The sequence below is a fragment of the Saccharopolyspora sp. NPDC045839 genome, from assembly GCF_056431645.1.
This window is the reverse complement of sequence record NZ_JBWKKH010000018.1, coordinates 176,922-190,358: the sequence shown is the minus strand read 5'-3', so window position 1 is coordinate 190,358 and position 13,437 is coordinate 176,922. Positions and strand designations below refer to the sequence as shown.

The following is a 13,437-nucleotide window of genomic DNA, read 5'->3' as shown; positions in this document are numbered from 1 at the left end:
ATCCGCACGAAGCGGGCGGCCTTCTCCGCCGACAGCGAGTCCAGGCACCCGCCCTTGCGCAACGGGTTGTTGGCGATCACGCCGATGCTGCGGCCCCCGAGCCGGCCCAGGCCGACCACGATGTTCGGGGCCCACTTGGCCTGCAGTTCCTCGAAGTCCGCGGAAATGTTGCCGGCTCCGTCGTCCTTCTTGTCGAGGATGCCGCGGATCACCGGCTTGATGTCGTAGGCCCGCTGCGGGCGGTCCGGCAGCAACGCGCGCAGGTCGTCCTCATCCCGCACGGAGTGCAGGTCGAACAGGCCCGGCTTGGCCAACAGCCCGGTCAGCCGGCGCGCCCGCACGAACGCGTCGGCCTCGTCCGCGGCGGTCACGTGCACCACGCCGGACTTGGCGCCGTGCGCGGAGATCCCGCCGAGCCCCTCCTGGTCGATCTGCTCGCCGGTGACGCTGCGGACCACGTCCGGGCCGGTGACGAACACGCGCCCGGCGGGGGACATGATGACCACATCGGTCAGCGCCGGACCGTAGGCGGCGCCGCCGGCGGCCGGGCCGACGACGACGGAGATCTGCGGGACGCGGCCGGAAGCGCGGATCATCGCCGCGAACATCTGGCCCATGCCGTCCAGCGATTCCACACCCTCCGGGATGCGGGCGCCGCCGGAGTGCCACACGCCGATCACCGGGCAGCGCTCGCGCACCGCCACGTCGATGGCGTCCACGATGTGCCCGCAGCCCTCGGAACCGAGCGCACCACCCATCTTGGTGGCATCGCTGCAGTAGACGATCACCCTCGTGCCGTCGATACGACCGCGCACCGCGTACATCCCGCTGCTGTCACGGGCGTGCAGTGGCTCGATCGACTCCGGATCGAGCAGCCGCTCCAGCCGCACGTCGGGGTCGCGCGGATCCCGTTGCGCCTGCTCGGTTTCCGGTCGGGTGGCCACTGCCGTCATCGGATCCTCCGGGAAGTCGGTGTCGGGCGGTCTTCCGGGGCTCTCGAGTTCCTGCGGGTCAGTGGCCCGTGAGTCCCTTTGGGATGCCTGGAGCTTTGCGGCTTGCCCACGACATGACGGCCTGGAGCGACGTTCCGGCAGGTCCGGAGCCGTGCGCGCTTTGTGCTGCCATAGAAACAAAGTACGCACGGCTGGAGTGACCAGCAGGAACATCGAACCGCGAACCTCCAGGGTGCTATGACGCCCCACCAAATTCACGGGCTCTGACCAGAGCAGACCATGCAGGGAAGGTCAACGGCTTGCGGTGCGCGGAGCTGGGAGATCGTGACCGACCAGCCTGCTGACAGCCGTGATGTAGTCATCATCTGCGATCGGTGCCCGCAGGATTTCTGGCGTGAGGTTGAACCCGTCGACCAGCAGCCGGGAGTGCGGAAGGATCTGCTCGCACAGCGATTCGATCTCGCGCGGGAGTCGTTCGACCTGCTCGGCCGTCAGCGCGTTTCTCGCGAGATACCAACCGCTGTCCCTGTTGACCTCGAGGAGTCCGTAGAGGCGTGCCAGCAACCGCAGGGCGGTGCGGCCGTCTTCGGTTTCCGCGTTTTCCACGGCGGTCAGGAATTGCTCCAGTGCCAGTCGCACCCCACGGGTGCGTGCCATGGATGTGGCCGCAGTCATGTTCTGGTTCCAGGCGGAGAACAGCGTTCCGTCACCGCGGGTCTCCTCGGTCATCGCCTGCCGTGCTTCCCGCCGCAAGCTGTCTTCCCGATACTGCAGCAAATCGAGCTGGAACGTGCCTGTCAGCAGGTCCCTGCTTGCCGGATCGGGTGGTGTCGTCTTGCCTGCCGATCGGCTGCGGCGCGCGAGCATTTGTCCGGCCACGGTGGCGAGAAGTGGCAGGTTGTCGCCTTCAGCCGTCACCACTCCTTGGGCCATCGGCACGTAATCCGCGATGCGGTTGACCGAGAACATGCCCTGGGCGCCACACCGCTCACGGCAGACGTGGATGACCCTGGACATCTCCCAACTCGACAGTGCCTTGGCGATCGAGATCAACTGGTCGACCTCGGCCTCGTTCCCGCTGTGGCGGGACAGGTATTCCGTCTTGACATGGTTGACGAGAAAAGTCATTGCGTAGACCTGCGCGAGCGCGCTGAACAACGCGATCTGCTGACTGCGGTAGGCGAGGATCGGCACCTCCCCGCGACCGGGCGCAGCCGTCAAACGCTGCTCCGCGTACCGCACGGCGATGTACACGCTGGCGCGGCCGGCCGAGATGAGCGCACCAGTCAGGCAGATACGCCCCGGGTTCACCCGGTCCAGTGCGCGCAGGACCTGCTTGCGCTTACTACCAACGGCGCCTTGGAACACGCCATCGTCGGTAAGCTGTCCCATGTCTCCAGTCAGCAAATTCCGGCGGGGAATCCGGACGTGGTCGAACCGCGTCACCGCGTTGTCCAGGGCGAACCCCGGTTTTTCCGGAAGCCTTGTGACGTGCACCCCTGTGCACAGGCCGTTGCGGTCGGAAATCCTGACGATGAAAGGGAAAACACCGCGGTCCTCCCCGTCGACCTTCAGCCGCGCCATCACGACTGCCAGCTTCGGGATGTCGGAGATCCCCGTGTTCGGCATGAATTTCTGCGCGCGGGCGTGCGGGGTGTTCAGCACGAACTCGCGACTGGCGTGGTCGTAGACGGCCTCGGTCTCCAAGGCCGCGATGTTGTTGCCGTGGCCGAGTTCGGTGGCGATCAGCAGACCGATCGACGACATGCTGCCGAGTTCGTCGATGTAATCCGCGAGATCGTCGCGCCCTGCACCGTGTTGGAGGATCGTCCCCAAGCAGAGGTTGTAGTGGATGTTCAGGATCGGAAGGGTGGTGGTGTCGATCAGGCACGACCATTCGCCGATCGCGAACATCCGGAGCTGATCGCGCATCAACTCAGCCGCCGGTTCGAGGCGACTGTGGAGGAACCGGGCCCGTTCGTAGGACAACCGGCCCGCCTCCAGCGGCGCCAGGCCGTGGCGCGGGTCGAACATCGGATCTTCCAGCGCAGCCCGCAGATCGGCATGGACACTGTCGAACTTACCGTCGTAGACGAGTGCGGCAAGGTCCTCCGCTGCTTCCCGGATTTCCGGCTCGGCCTGCCGGATTCCCGAAGCGGCCGGAAGGTATTGTGTTGTAACGCTTGTCATTCTCAGTACCTTTCAGCACTCGACGAGCGAGCTGATCGTTTACGAGGCTGCGAGGGCGAGCACGGCGTTCTGCCCCCCGAAGCCGAAGGAGTTGCTCAGTACGATCTCAAGCGCGCAGGGACGTGCCGTTTTGGATACGAGATCGAGTTCGATCTGCGGATCCGGGTTTTCCAGGTTGGCCGTCGGAGGAATGCACCCGTGTTGGAGGGAAAGGATCCCGTAAGCCGCTTCGATCGCCCCGCCGGCACCGAGCGCGTGCCCGGTCACGCCCTTGGTGGAGCTGACGGCGACGTGCTCACCGAGCACCCGCCGTATGGTGGCGCTTTCGACGACATCGTTGAGGGGCGTGGAGGTGCCGTGGGCGTTGACGTGCTGGACCTCACGCGCCGTGAGACCAGCGTCGGTCAACGCACCACGAAGCGCCTGTTCGGCCCCCTTGCCCTCCGGATCGGGCGCCGTCACGTGGTGACCGTCGGCAGACGCGCCGTAGCCGATAACCCGCCCGCGCACCCGAGCGCCTCTGGCCAATGCATGGCGCTCGCTTTCCAGAATCAGGACCGCGGCGCCCTCAGCGATCACGAAGCCGTCCCGTGCCGCATCGAAGGGCCGGGACGCGGCGCGTGGATCGGAGCTCTTCCTGGAAAGTGCTCGCATCCTGCTGAAGGCGGCGACGAACAGCGGTGTCACCGCCGCTTCCGTCGCCCCGGCAATCACGATGTCGGCCACGCCGGAGCGAATCAGGTCCCGAGCCACGCCGATCGCGCTCGTGCCGGAGGCACAGGCGGTGCAGATCGTGAGATTCGGACCGCGCGCCCCGAACTCGATCGCCAGTTGCCCTGCCGCCATGTTCAACAGACCCATGGGAAGGGTCAGCGCCGAGACCTTGGCCGCGCCGCTGTCCAGCAACTTGGTCTGCTGCGCTTCCATGGTCGAAGTTCCGCCCGCGCCGCTACCGAGAACAACGCCCACTCTGGTGGCATCCCAGTCCGCCTCGGACAGTCCCGCATCACGAACGGCTTCGCGCGCCGCGACGAGGGCGAACTGCTGGTGACGGTCGAGCCGCCAGGCGTTGTGCTCGCCGAGACTCGCGGCGGGGTCGAAACCCGGGACGCGGCAGGAAAAATCGACCTGGAGCCCGGTCAACTCAGGGTCGGTGGCTGCCATCGGAGAACCTTCGACGACTCGGTTCCAGTTCTCCTCCACGCCGATCCCCGCGGGCGTGATGAGCCCGAGGCCGGTGACCGCCACCGCGAATCCGGACATCAGACGGTCGCTCCCTTTTTCTCCAACGTTTCGAGGATGTCGTTCAACGTGGCCATCTTCTCCATCTCGGCATCGGTGACCTCCACACCGAAATCCTGCTCGAGCAATTCGCCCAGTTCTACCTGCGCCAATGAGTCCAGGCCTAGGTCGTCAAGCGAGGCGTCGGGCCTCAGATCCTGCTTCTCGACATCGAATTTGCTCTCCAGCAATTCGCCGAGTCGGGTGTACAAATCGCTCATCCTGGTCTCCTTCTGGATTCGATGCGAAAACTCACAGTGGACTGTCTACCGAAACGTCCGGCCACACCAAGACCGTGGAACCCCAGGACAGCCCCGCCCCGAATGCGGTGATCAGCACCTTGTCCCCCGGACGCAGCTCGCCGCCGGCGGCGGCGCTGGCCAGGACGAGCGGGATGGACGCCGCCAGGGTGTTTCCTACGCGATCGATGTTGATCAGAACCTTCTCCGGCGCGATACCCAACCGTTGGGCGACGGAGTTAAGGATGCGGATGTTGGCCTGGTGTCCAACGAAGCGATCCACCTCCGTCACCGACCAGCCGGCACGATCGAGCACGGCAAGTGACGATTCGGTCATCCGGGTGATCGCCTGCTGATAGATCGCCCGGCCGGCCATCGATAGATACCAGTCCTCGGTCGGCACCTCGCCGTGACCGAGCCCGGTGGCGGACCGCTGCCGTGAGCCACCACCGTAGATGGCCAGCAGGTCGGCTTGCGCGCCATCGCTTCCCAGGTCGAACGGTCCGATCGCGCCCGGCTCCTCCGGGCTTCCGCAACGCAGCACCACCGCCCCGGCTCCATCGCCGAAGATAGGTGCAGTGGCGCGATTCGCCGGGTCGATGAAGGTCGAGAACGCTTCGGCACCGATGAAAAGCACGCTTTTTGCGATCCCGGCGCTAATGAGTCCGGCGCAGGTGGCAAGGCCATAGACGAAGCCACTGCATGCAGAGGTCAGGTCGTAAGCTGCGATGGGCCCCAGCCCAAGCCTGGACGCCACTTCCGGCGCCCCGGCCGGACAGATCCGATCTGGTGAGGTCGTCGCGACGACGACCGCATCGACCCCGGAAACCCCGGCTGCTTTCAGCGCCCGACCGCCGGCCTCCACCGCCAAGTCCAGCGTCGCCATACCGTTCGAGACGGCCCGACGCTCCAAAATACCCGTGCGACGCTCTATCCACTCTTCGGAGGTGTCCAACCTCGAGCACAAATCGTTATTCGTGACAACCCCGGGAGGCAACCATGCTCCCAACCCCGCGATAACAGCGCTGACTGTCATTCAGGCCAACTCCGTTGCTCAATGATTTCTGCACGAGACGATGGAGCGTTTTCATGCTCTTAACATGCGCCGATGAGGCGGGGTGGATGTGTGCCACACCATCTCAATATCTGACGTCGGTTCACGACGACCAGCCGGTACTCAGAGTCTATGAATTTGGGCGTTGCCGCCGAACCGAAGTAGGTACTTTCGTACTCGTTGCCCTGCACGAAAGTACAGTCCGGCACGCGAACCCGTGAGTGCGGCGCCTCGACGCCCCTGGACCGCTGCCACCGACGGCCAACGTGGACTTCCGGGAACCGCGCGAGACCAAACCCCAGGGCGAAGATCTTCGCGGACCACCCGACGTCGCGCACTTTGACGGTTTTGTCCGAATCCGCCAAGTGGCTGCCCGAAATGGCCGACGACGGTGCCTGGACAACTCTTGTTGCCACTGCTGCGACTCGGCCAGTATTTACTCAGGTCAGCTCGTGGCACGTGGCCTGATTGCCTCCTTCTGTCGCACGTCCCCCCCGGCAGGAGGAGATCCCGCGGGGGCCGGCCAGCCGTCGCATAATCGGCCCTCGCGGGAACCCCAATGGCAACGCATCGCATGACAGCTGCTTTGTTCGGACACTTTTCGGTCGCCCTATTCCGCGCGGTCACACCTGCCGCGGAGCTGCGCCGAGGTCACTGAGCCGTTCCGAGTAACGGTTCGCGACGCCGTGTGATCTTGGGGCGCGCCGAGCGGGGATGCGTATGATGCTCCGGGCCACCTGTCTCCCGCTTCGCGCCCGGCTTGGACCGCCTGCAAGGCGAACTGGATCAACCACCCCGCCGCGAATGTTGATCACAGCGCTTATGCGAAGCGTCACACACGCAACTATCCACAGTGGCCTCAATGGGCATGGGTTTGGGCATGAACGGTCGCCGATCATGCCCACGGAGCACCATGAGAGCGAGATCACACGCCCAATGACCAGGCGATACACCAGAGCCACAGCGTGAAGCCGACTCAAAATCCGTACAGTGTGCGTTCGAATCGCACCGGGGGCACTCGCAGCAATCACACCACGCCCCAGTCCGCCTGACCTGAAGATCCAGGTCGAAGTGCAGTTGGCGATGGAGCGCAGGGCAAGGCGGGCGCGGGCCCGATGAGCCAAGTGCAACGGGGGATTCCCGCTCCTTCGATGGCTCTGACCATTGACCTGCGTCTGCAGCGCGTGTGCCTGCAACTGTCCGGCATTCCACGGCGGGAGCTCGGGCTGCTGGCATGGGCGGTCTTGCTCGATGAGCCAGCAATCGCCCTGATGCCTAGCACCAGCGGCAGCAACGGTCTGTCTCTACTTCTCGCCGCACCATTGGCAGGATGTCGATCGAAGCCTTCGACTACCCGGCTTGCGACGACAGCCGCTTCGGCCTGCCTGCCCATCGTGCGATACAAGGGGCGCGGGAGTGGTCGGAAATGACGTTGCGGTCAGGTCCCCAAACGCCGCGCCCTGACCGCTCGCTGTGGGTTCAACTCATCTGCACGCTCTTGGTGGCCGTGGGCGCGGGCCTTCGTTTCGTACCGGCATGGCCGGGAGTTCGCTCTGCAGTTCGGCGCGGACGAGGCCACCGCGACGATCTGGCCGTTGATCGTGGATGGGTTGTTGGCAATGGCCACGGTCGAGCTATGGAAGTACGACCACAGCCGACGCGACGGCGGGCAGTGGAAAGCGTGGCTGTCGTTCACTCTCGGAATTGGACTGTCATTGTGCGCCAACGTGGCCTCCGCTCCTGAGCTGAGTGCCTTCGCGATCGCGGTAGCGGCCTGCCCGCCGCTGGCGTTGCTGCTGTCGGTCGAACTGTTGAACCAGGCGTTGAAGCGGCATCGGGTCCAGACTGCCAGCGCGACCAGCGCCGAGGCTGAAGAGACCGGATCAAGACCGCCAATGCCGACAGATCCGGTCCACGATGCTGCAGTCTCACAGGGAGGTTGACGTGCGCAAAGTCATGCTCGCCGGCTGTGGTGGTTCCGGCAAGACCGTACTGGCCCGCGAGCTCGGAGCGCGCCTCGGGCTGCCCGTCACATACCTGGACACCGTCTATTACGACTGTGACTGGAAGCCGCTACCCCAGGAGCAGTTCGCCAACGAACAGCGCACACTCGTCGCCCAGGACTCATGGGTCATCGACGGCAACTACGCCTCGACCATGCCGATTAGGCTCGCCGCAGCCGACACAGTGATCTTCCTCGACCTGCCGGCGATCACCTGTCTTTGGGGAATCCTGCGTCGTCGGCTGCGCTACCGCGGAGGCCAACACGACACCGACGGCGTCTACGACCGCATCACCTGGGGCTTCGTCCGCTACATCCTCGGCTACCGCAAGACCATGCGCCCCAAAGTCCAGCGGTTGATCGATGAGCACGCCACCGGCACGGTCGTCGTTCTCGCCAGCCGCCGGGCCATCCGCCGCTACCTCAAGACCCACACAGCTGAAACGAGCGCACGGAATCCGAGCTCACCATGACCGCACCGACTAACGTTGGCAACCGAGCTAACTTGGCAAACCGAGCAGGGTACGTGTGCGCGGACTTCCATCGCCTGCCGGTCCGTTCAGCAAGTGCCAGCCTCATCGTGGCAGCCTTCTGCGTTTACCACTCCGACCGGGAGCGCAACGCCCGGCCCGCCGCGCCGCCGAGCGCGACGAGGACGCGATCGTAACCTGGATCACCGAAACCTGACCCAGGATCAAAAAACGCCGCCGCACGCGGAGCATGGATCGTCTTCTTCGACGAATCCGGACTGTCGCTGGCACCGACCGTGCGCCGCAGCTGGGCGCCGATCGGACAAACACCGGTGCTGGAGCACCGGTTCAACTGGAAACGCGCGTCGATGGCCGCCGCGCTGTGCTACCCACCCGGTCCTGATGATCGACGCAAACCCGAGGTGGCCTTCCATGTCCAGAACGACGCCTGCAACACCGAAACACTCATAGGCGTCCTCACCGAGCTGCGCGCTTTCCTTGCATCACAACCGGTCACGCTGATCTGGGACGGACTCCCGGCCCACCGCAGCAAAGCCATGATCGATTTACTTGCCACACAAGGCGATTGGCTGACCGTCGAACGACTGCCAGCCTATGCACCCGACCTCAACCCCGTGGAAGCCCTGTGGTCCAGCGTCAAAGGCGTCGAACTGGCCAACCTCTGCCCCGACACCATCAAGAAAGCCATCACCTGCGCCCAGCGTGGCATCGACCGCGTCCGCGCCACCAAGCACCTGCCCTACTCATTCCTCCAACACACCGGACTGTCGCTCTAAACCACGAAGGTCAGTAACTTTCTAACCTGCCACGGCGACAGAGACAACATCGTCGCAGCAACAGCGACTGTCACCGCGAGAGGCTCCACCTCAGTGGGGTCTCGAAGAACTTGAGTCATACATCATCACCAACCGCAAATCACTACTTCTCGCGACAAGTTCCGTTACATACCCATGACTAACCAACAAATCCGGAGAACGGAAGGGAATCCATGTGTCCGGATTAGCCAGGAACGTGTCTTTACCAGCAACACAAACCAGACAGAGCACGGTTGGACTGTTTGCTCGCGGTTGATCTGAGTCGCTGTGCCTACGGCGGCTCTACCTCCGGCGGACCGTCTCGGAGGGAAGCTCCCCGTAGCCCCCGCCTCGACCACGACCCCCGCGCCACCCAGACCGCCGCCACCCTGCGCGAGATCGCCGGCCGCCACGACTGGACCGACACCGCCGGACATCCTGGACTCCAGGCGACCGAGCTACCCACAACTGACGGCAGGAGAAGAGGACTCGATGGAGAACATCACCCTGAACAACGGGGTCGAGATGCCCAAGCTCGGCCTCGGCGTCTTCCAGCTGGAGTCGCTGCTGGCCGAGGGCAAAGTGCGGCCAACGCCCGTCACGGCGTCATCTTCCAGGCCTGGTCGCCGATCGGCGGCATCACCGGCACCTCCAGCAGGGCCGCTCGGCGATCCCGAAGTCGACCAACCCCGCACGCATCACGGAGAACTTCGACGTGTTCGACTTCGAACTCACCGCCAGCGAACTCGCCGCAATCGACGCCCTCGACACGGGACACCGCGGCGGACCGGACCCGGAGACCCTGGACCCCGACCGCTCGCCGCTCGTCATCCCGAAGCGTGACGGGGTCGACGCCGCGCCTGCCGACTGTTCCCACCCGAGAGCCCGCAGGCAGGCGTTGCGGCGTCAACTTCTCCGCTCACGGCGCCGTGGTCGAGTCCTCGGCACTTGGTCGTCCGGTCAGGTCTGCCAGGACGTTTGCGAGGGCTTCGGCTCCGGCTTCGGTGTCAGCAGGTTCGGCGTGTTCTTCCGGGGAATGCGAGATGCCGGACGGGTTTCGAACGAAGAGCATCGCGGTCGGCAAGAACGGGGCCAGCACGCCGGCGTCGTGGCCGGCGCCCGTGTCCAGAACGGGGGCGTCCGGCAGCACTCGGGCGATGCGGTGCTGGAGCTCTTGGTCGAAATGGGCGGTGGGACTGAAGGATTCTTCCCGCAGGGTGACGGTACATCCCTCTTGGACTGCGGATTCGTGGGCCGAATCGGAGATTCTCCGTACGACAGCGCGGACGATGTCGTCGTCCGGGTGCCGAACGTCGAGCCACACGTCCACCGACGAAGCGATGACGTTGGAGCCGCCCGGAACCGGCGTGATCCGGCCAACCGTGGCGCGGGCGTCCGGTGTCGACCGCGCTGCTTCTTGGGCTGCCAGCACGATCCGAGCTGCCACGGTCATGGGGTCGCTGCGGTCGGCCATCAGCGTCGTCCCAGCGTGATTGCCCTGGCCAGTCACGGTGAACCGCCAACGGCCGTGGCCGATGATCGACGATCCGATGGCCACCGGCCGGTCGAGGTCGATGAGGCCGCGGCCTTGCTCGACGTGCAGTTCGACGAACGTGCCTATCCGCCCGAGTGCTTCCCGGTCCGGTCCGATGTGTTCGGGGTTCAGACCGTTGCGACTGACGACGTCAGCGAAGGTGTTTCCGTCCGGGTCGGTGAGCTTGAGCGCTCGCGCGGCATCCACGGTGCCCGTCATGATTCCCGAGCCGAGGCAGGCCAATCCGAACCTGGAGCCCTCCTCCTCCGGGAAGACCGAGACGGCCAGCGGGCGGTGCAACCGGTGTCCTCGCTCCCGGAGCAGATCCACCGCGGCGAGAGCGGAGGCAACTCCCAAGGGGCCGTCGAAAGCTCCGCCGCCCGGTACCGAGTCGAGGTGGCTGCCGGTGACCACCGCGTCGGTCCGCTCCCCTGATGGCGCATCGAGCCAGGCCCACATGATGCCGTTGCGGTCGGTTTCGACGTCGAGTCCGCGTGCGGTGGCCTCGTACGTGAACCATGCCCGGAGGTCGAGCTCGGCAGTGGAGAACACTGGGCGCGAGTATCCGCCTCGGACCGGGTCGGTGCCGACATCACGGATGTCGCCGAGCAACGACGTCACGTCGTTGGGCTGATCAGGCATATCGTATTCCTCCATCTCGCGGGGCCAGGCGTGCGTTGCGACTCCGGCAGCTGCTCATCCGGACGTGGCCGCGACGCGGAACTCCGAGGGCACGGTGGGGACACCCGAGGGGTCTGCAGCGCTGGCCAGGTCCGCAGCCAGGACACCGATCAACGGCCCGAATTTCGCCCCATGCCCGGAGCAGGGCGAGACCACCGTGACCCCTTCAGCGCGGTCGAGGACGAAGTTCTCGTCGGGGGTGTTGGTGAACAGGCAAGTGGTCTCCGCGTAGGGGGCCGGCTCCAGTCCGGGGATGTTGTCCTGCACGTAGGAGGTGACTCGCCGGCGGTTGGCCGGGTCTACGAGCTGGTCCTGGTGGGCCGCCGACGGCAGCAGCTTGCCACCGTTGAACTCGGCGACCTTCTGACCGCGGAAGTCAGCGTCTTCCCCGCCCGGCAGGCCGTAGACCTGGATCTGCTTGCTCTTGTAGATGAACGTCGGCCACGGCGCGGCAGCGGAACCATCGACAACAGCCCGGTCCCGGTACGGGAAGTGGTACGCCTGTTCCTGACGGACTCCCAAGGACGGCATCGCGGACCGGAATCCCTCCGGGAGCGCCAGCTCGGCCAGCAGATCGGGCAACCAGCCGCCGGCGCAGACCACGACTCGTTCGGCCTCCACGACGTCACCGCGGGTCGAGACCAATCGGTAGCCGGAGCCTTCCCGCGTGGCCGAGGCCAGCTGCCAGCCCGTCTCCAGGTGTGCTCCGCGCGCTACTGCAAGGTCGACCATCGATTCCACAGCTGCTTGGGCATGAATCACCCCGGCACCCGAGTGCCACAGGACCGGGGTGTCGAAGCGGAACTCCGGCCAGCGCTCAGAGGCCTGCTCGACGTTCAGCAACTCGTGGTCGACGCCGACATCACCGAGGACGCGGGCAAGGCGTTCGGGCTGGCGTTGCGCACCGAAGTCGAGTGCACCGATCGGGGTGATGATGTTCCTGCCCGTAGCGCGTTCGACGTCGTCCCACAGAGGCTTTGCCTGCACCATCAACCGGGTGTAGAGGTGCTCGGGGTAGGCGTAGCGCAGGATGCGCGCCGATCCGTGCGAACTGCCGCCGTGGTGGGCGGGGGTCGCCTGCTCGAGCAAGACCACCTCGTGGCCTCGGGAGGCCAGCTGCCACGCGGTGGCAGAACCTGCCAGACCGGCACCGATGACGGCGTACTGAGTTGTGAGTCCAGGCACGGCACGCTCCGAAAGATCGAGGTTTTCGGGGTGGACGAGCACCATCAGACCTCGCGGTATTCAGATCTGTCCAATACTTGTTCGTCGCGGACTGATACACGGTTCTTCTACAATCGGTGCATGGACGTGCGCCGCCTCCGGTACTTCATGGTCGTCGCCGACGAACTGCACTTCGGCCGCGCGGCGGAACGCCTGCACATCTCCCAACCCCCGCTGAGCCACCAGATCCGCCAGCTGGAGGCCGAACTCGGCGTCGAGCTGTTCCACCGCACGACGCGGCGGGTGCGGCTCACACCGGCGGGCGACGAGCTGCGCAGGCGACTCGACGGACTCCTCGACGCCCTGGACGACGCTGTCGCGGATCTGCACGAAGTGCGCGCGGGACGCGCCGGGAAGCTCACCGTGGGATTCGTGAGCTCCGCCAGCTACAGCGTGATGCCCCTCGCCGTGCGGCGCTTCCGGCAGGCACTCCCCGGCGTCGAGCTGGAGCTCAGCCCGCTGACCAGCGGTGAGCAGTTCGACCAGCTGCACGACGGGACCCTGGACCTCGGAGTCGTCCGTGGCGGCGACGCGAGCGCACGCCTCCCCCTCCAGAACCTGCACACCGAGCACCTGGTCGCCTGCCTGCCGTCCGATCACCGCCTGGCCTCGTGCGCCGAAGTGACGCCCGAGGACCTCGCGGACGAACCCATGATCAGCTTCCCGCCGCGCGAAATGCCCGGGTTCGTCGCTCAGCTCCAGTCGATCTTCAGCGCGCCGGTGCCGTTCCCACGGGTGACGCACCGAGTCGTCCACCAGGAGACCGCGCTGGGCTTCGTGGCCGGCGGGCTGGGGTTCACGGTCCTGCCCGAGTCGGTCTCCCGCTTCAAACCGGACGCGGTGCAGGTGGTGCACATCGCGTCGCGCCCCACCACCACGATGATGGTCGCGTCCCCACCCGAGGGCTCCCCTCCGCACGCCGCGGCAACCGCGTTCCACGAGTACCTGCGCATCGCTGCTCAGGAGGCGATCAGCGACCGCGCGCCGAAGTGAC

Annotated in this window: 10 protein-coding genes and 1 pseudogene; 4 read left to right on the top strand and 7 right to left on the bottom strand. The window is 65.7% G+C overall.

What is annotated here, in order from left to right:
- The 5 genes from AC07EQ_RS24555 to AC07EQ_RS24535 all read right to left on the bottom strand — a co-directional run.
- On the bottom strand, positions 1 to 953 hold a 953-nt coding region (locus AC07EQ_RS24555), incomplete at its 3' end, for a carboxyl transferase domain-containing protein (protein ID WP_478390238.1).
- Positions 954 to 1,244: 291 nt separating this feature from the next.
- Positions 1,245 to 3,143 (bottom strand): acyl-CoA dehydrogenase family protein, encoded by a 1,899-nt coding sequence (locus AC07EQ_RS24550; protein WP_478390237.1) that lies wholly within the window; start codon positions 3,141 to 3,143, stop codon positions 1,245 to 1,247.
- 39 nt (positions 3,144 to 3,182) lie between these two features.
- Positions 3,183 to 4,406: a beta-ketoacyl-[acyl-carrier-protein] synthase family protein gene (locus AC07EQ_RS24545; RefSeq protein WP_478390236.1), complete on the bottom strand. Its 1,224-nt coding sequence runs from the start codon at positions 4,404 to 4,406 to the stop codon at positions 3,183 to 3,185.
- Complete coding sequence (locus AC07EQ_RS24540) at positions 4,406 to 4,645, bottom strand: acyl carrier protein (protein ID WP_478390235.1); 240 nt, start codon at positions 4,643 to 4,645, stop codon at positions 4,406 to 4,408. The genes AC07EQ_RS24545 and AC07EQ_RS24540 overlap by 1 nt, the downstream gene beginning before the upstream one ends.
- A 31-nt stretch (positions 4,646 to 4,676) precedes the next feature.
- Positions 4,677 to 5,699, bottom strand: a complete 1,023-nt coding sequence (locus AC07EQ_RS24535) for a beta-ketoacyl-ACP synthase III (protein WP_478390234.1) — start codon at positions 5,697 to 5,699, stop codon at positions 4,677 to 4,679.
- A gap of 1,444 nt (positions 5,700 to 7,143) precedes the next feature.
- Between AC07EQ_RS24535 and AC07EQ_RS24530 the strand changes: the two are divergent.
- From AC07EQ_RS24530 to AC07EQ_RS24520, 3 genes and pseudogenes are all read left to right on the top strand, one after another.
- A pseudogene (locus AC07EQ_RS24530) lies at positions 7,144 to 7,583 on the top strand (DUF2637 domain-containing protein); the annotation flags it as partial.
- 78 nt (positions 7,584 to 7,661) lie between these two features.
- Positions 7,662 to 8,192 (top strand): P-loop NTPase family protein, encoded by a 531-nt coding sequence (locus AC07EQ_RS24525; protein ID WP_478390233.1) that lies wholly within the window; start codon positions 7,662 to 7,664, stop codon positions 8,190 to 8,192.
- 251 nt (positions 8,193 to 8,443) lie between these two features.
- Positions 8,444 to 8,986: an IS630 family transposase gene (locus AC07EQ_RS24520; RefSeq protein ID WP_478390242.1), complete on the top strand. Its 543-nt coding sequence runs from the start codon at positions 8,444 to 8,446 to the stop codon at positions 8,984 to 8,986.
- A gap of 937 nt (positions 8,987 to 9,923) precedes the next feature.
- Here the strand turns inward: AC07EQ_RS24520 and AC07EQ_RS24515 are convergent.
- Both AC07EQ_RS24515 and AC07EQ_RS24510 read right to left on the bottom strand, forming a co-directional pair.
- The gene (locus AC07EQ_RS24515; RefSeq protein ID WP_478390232.1) at positions 9,924 to 11,180 is read right to left on the bottom strand and encodes an allantoate amidohydrolase; all 1,257 of its coding nucleotides are present in this window, start codon (positions 11,178 to 11,180) and stop codon (positions 9,924 to 9,926) included.
- 54 nt (positions 11,181 to 11,234) lie between these two features.
- Positions 11,235 to 12,404: an FAD-dependent oxidoreductase gene (locus tag AC07EQ_RS24510; RefSeq protein WP_478390231.1), complete on the bottom strand. Its 1,170-nt coding sequence runs from the start codon at positions 12,402 to 12,404 to the stop codon at positions 11,235 to 11,237.
- A 120-nt stretch (positions 12,405 to 12,524) separates the two neighbouring features.
- Here AC07EQ_RS24510 and AC07EQ_RS24505 point away from each other — a divergent pair, with 120 nt between their 5' ends.
- Positions 12,525 to 13,436, top strand: coding sequence for a LysR family transcriptional regulator (locus AC07EQ_RS24505; protein WP_478390230.1), 912 nt, complete (start codon positions 12,525 to 12,527; stop codon positions 13,434 to 13,436).
- The last annotated feature ends 1 nt before the right edge of the window (position 13,437 follow it).

What these genes read in the sequence shown, in the direction of transcription:
- AC07EQ_RS24545 (WP_478390236.1), bottom strand. Translation starts at nt 4,406, where the DNA reads ATGTCCGGATTCGCGGTGGCGGTCACCGGCCTCGGGCTCATCACGCCC.
- AC07EQ_RS24505 (WP_478390230.1), top strand. Translation starts at nt 12,525, where the DNA reads ATGGACGTGCGCCGCCTCCGGTACTTCATGGTCGTCGCCGACGAACTG.
- AC07EQ_RS24550 (WP_478390237.1), bottom strand. Translation starts at nt 3,143, where the DNA reads ATGACAAGCGTTACAACACAATACCTTCCGGCCGCTTCGGGAATCCGG.
- AC07EQ_RS24515 (WP_478390232.1), bottom strand. Translation starts at nt 11,180, where the DNA reads ATGCCTGATCAGCCCAACGACGTGACGTCGTTGCTCGGCGACATCCGT.
- AC07EQ_RS24535 (WP_478390234.1), bottom strand. Translation starts at nt 5,699, where the DNA reads ATGACAGTCAGCGCTGTTATCGCGGGGTTGGGAGCATGGTTGCCTCCC.
- AC07EQ_RS24540 (WP_478390235.1), bottom strand. Translation starts at nt 4,645, where the DNA reads ATGAGCGATTTGTACACCCGACTCGGCGAATTGCTGGAGAGCAAATTC.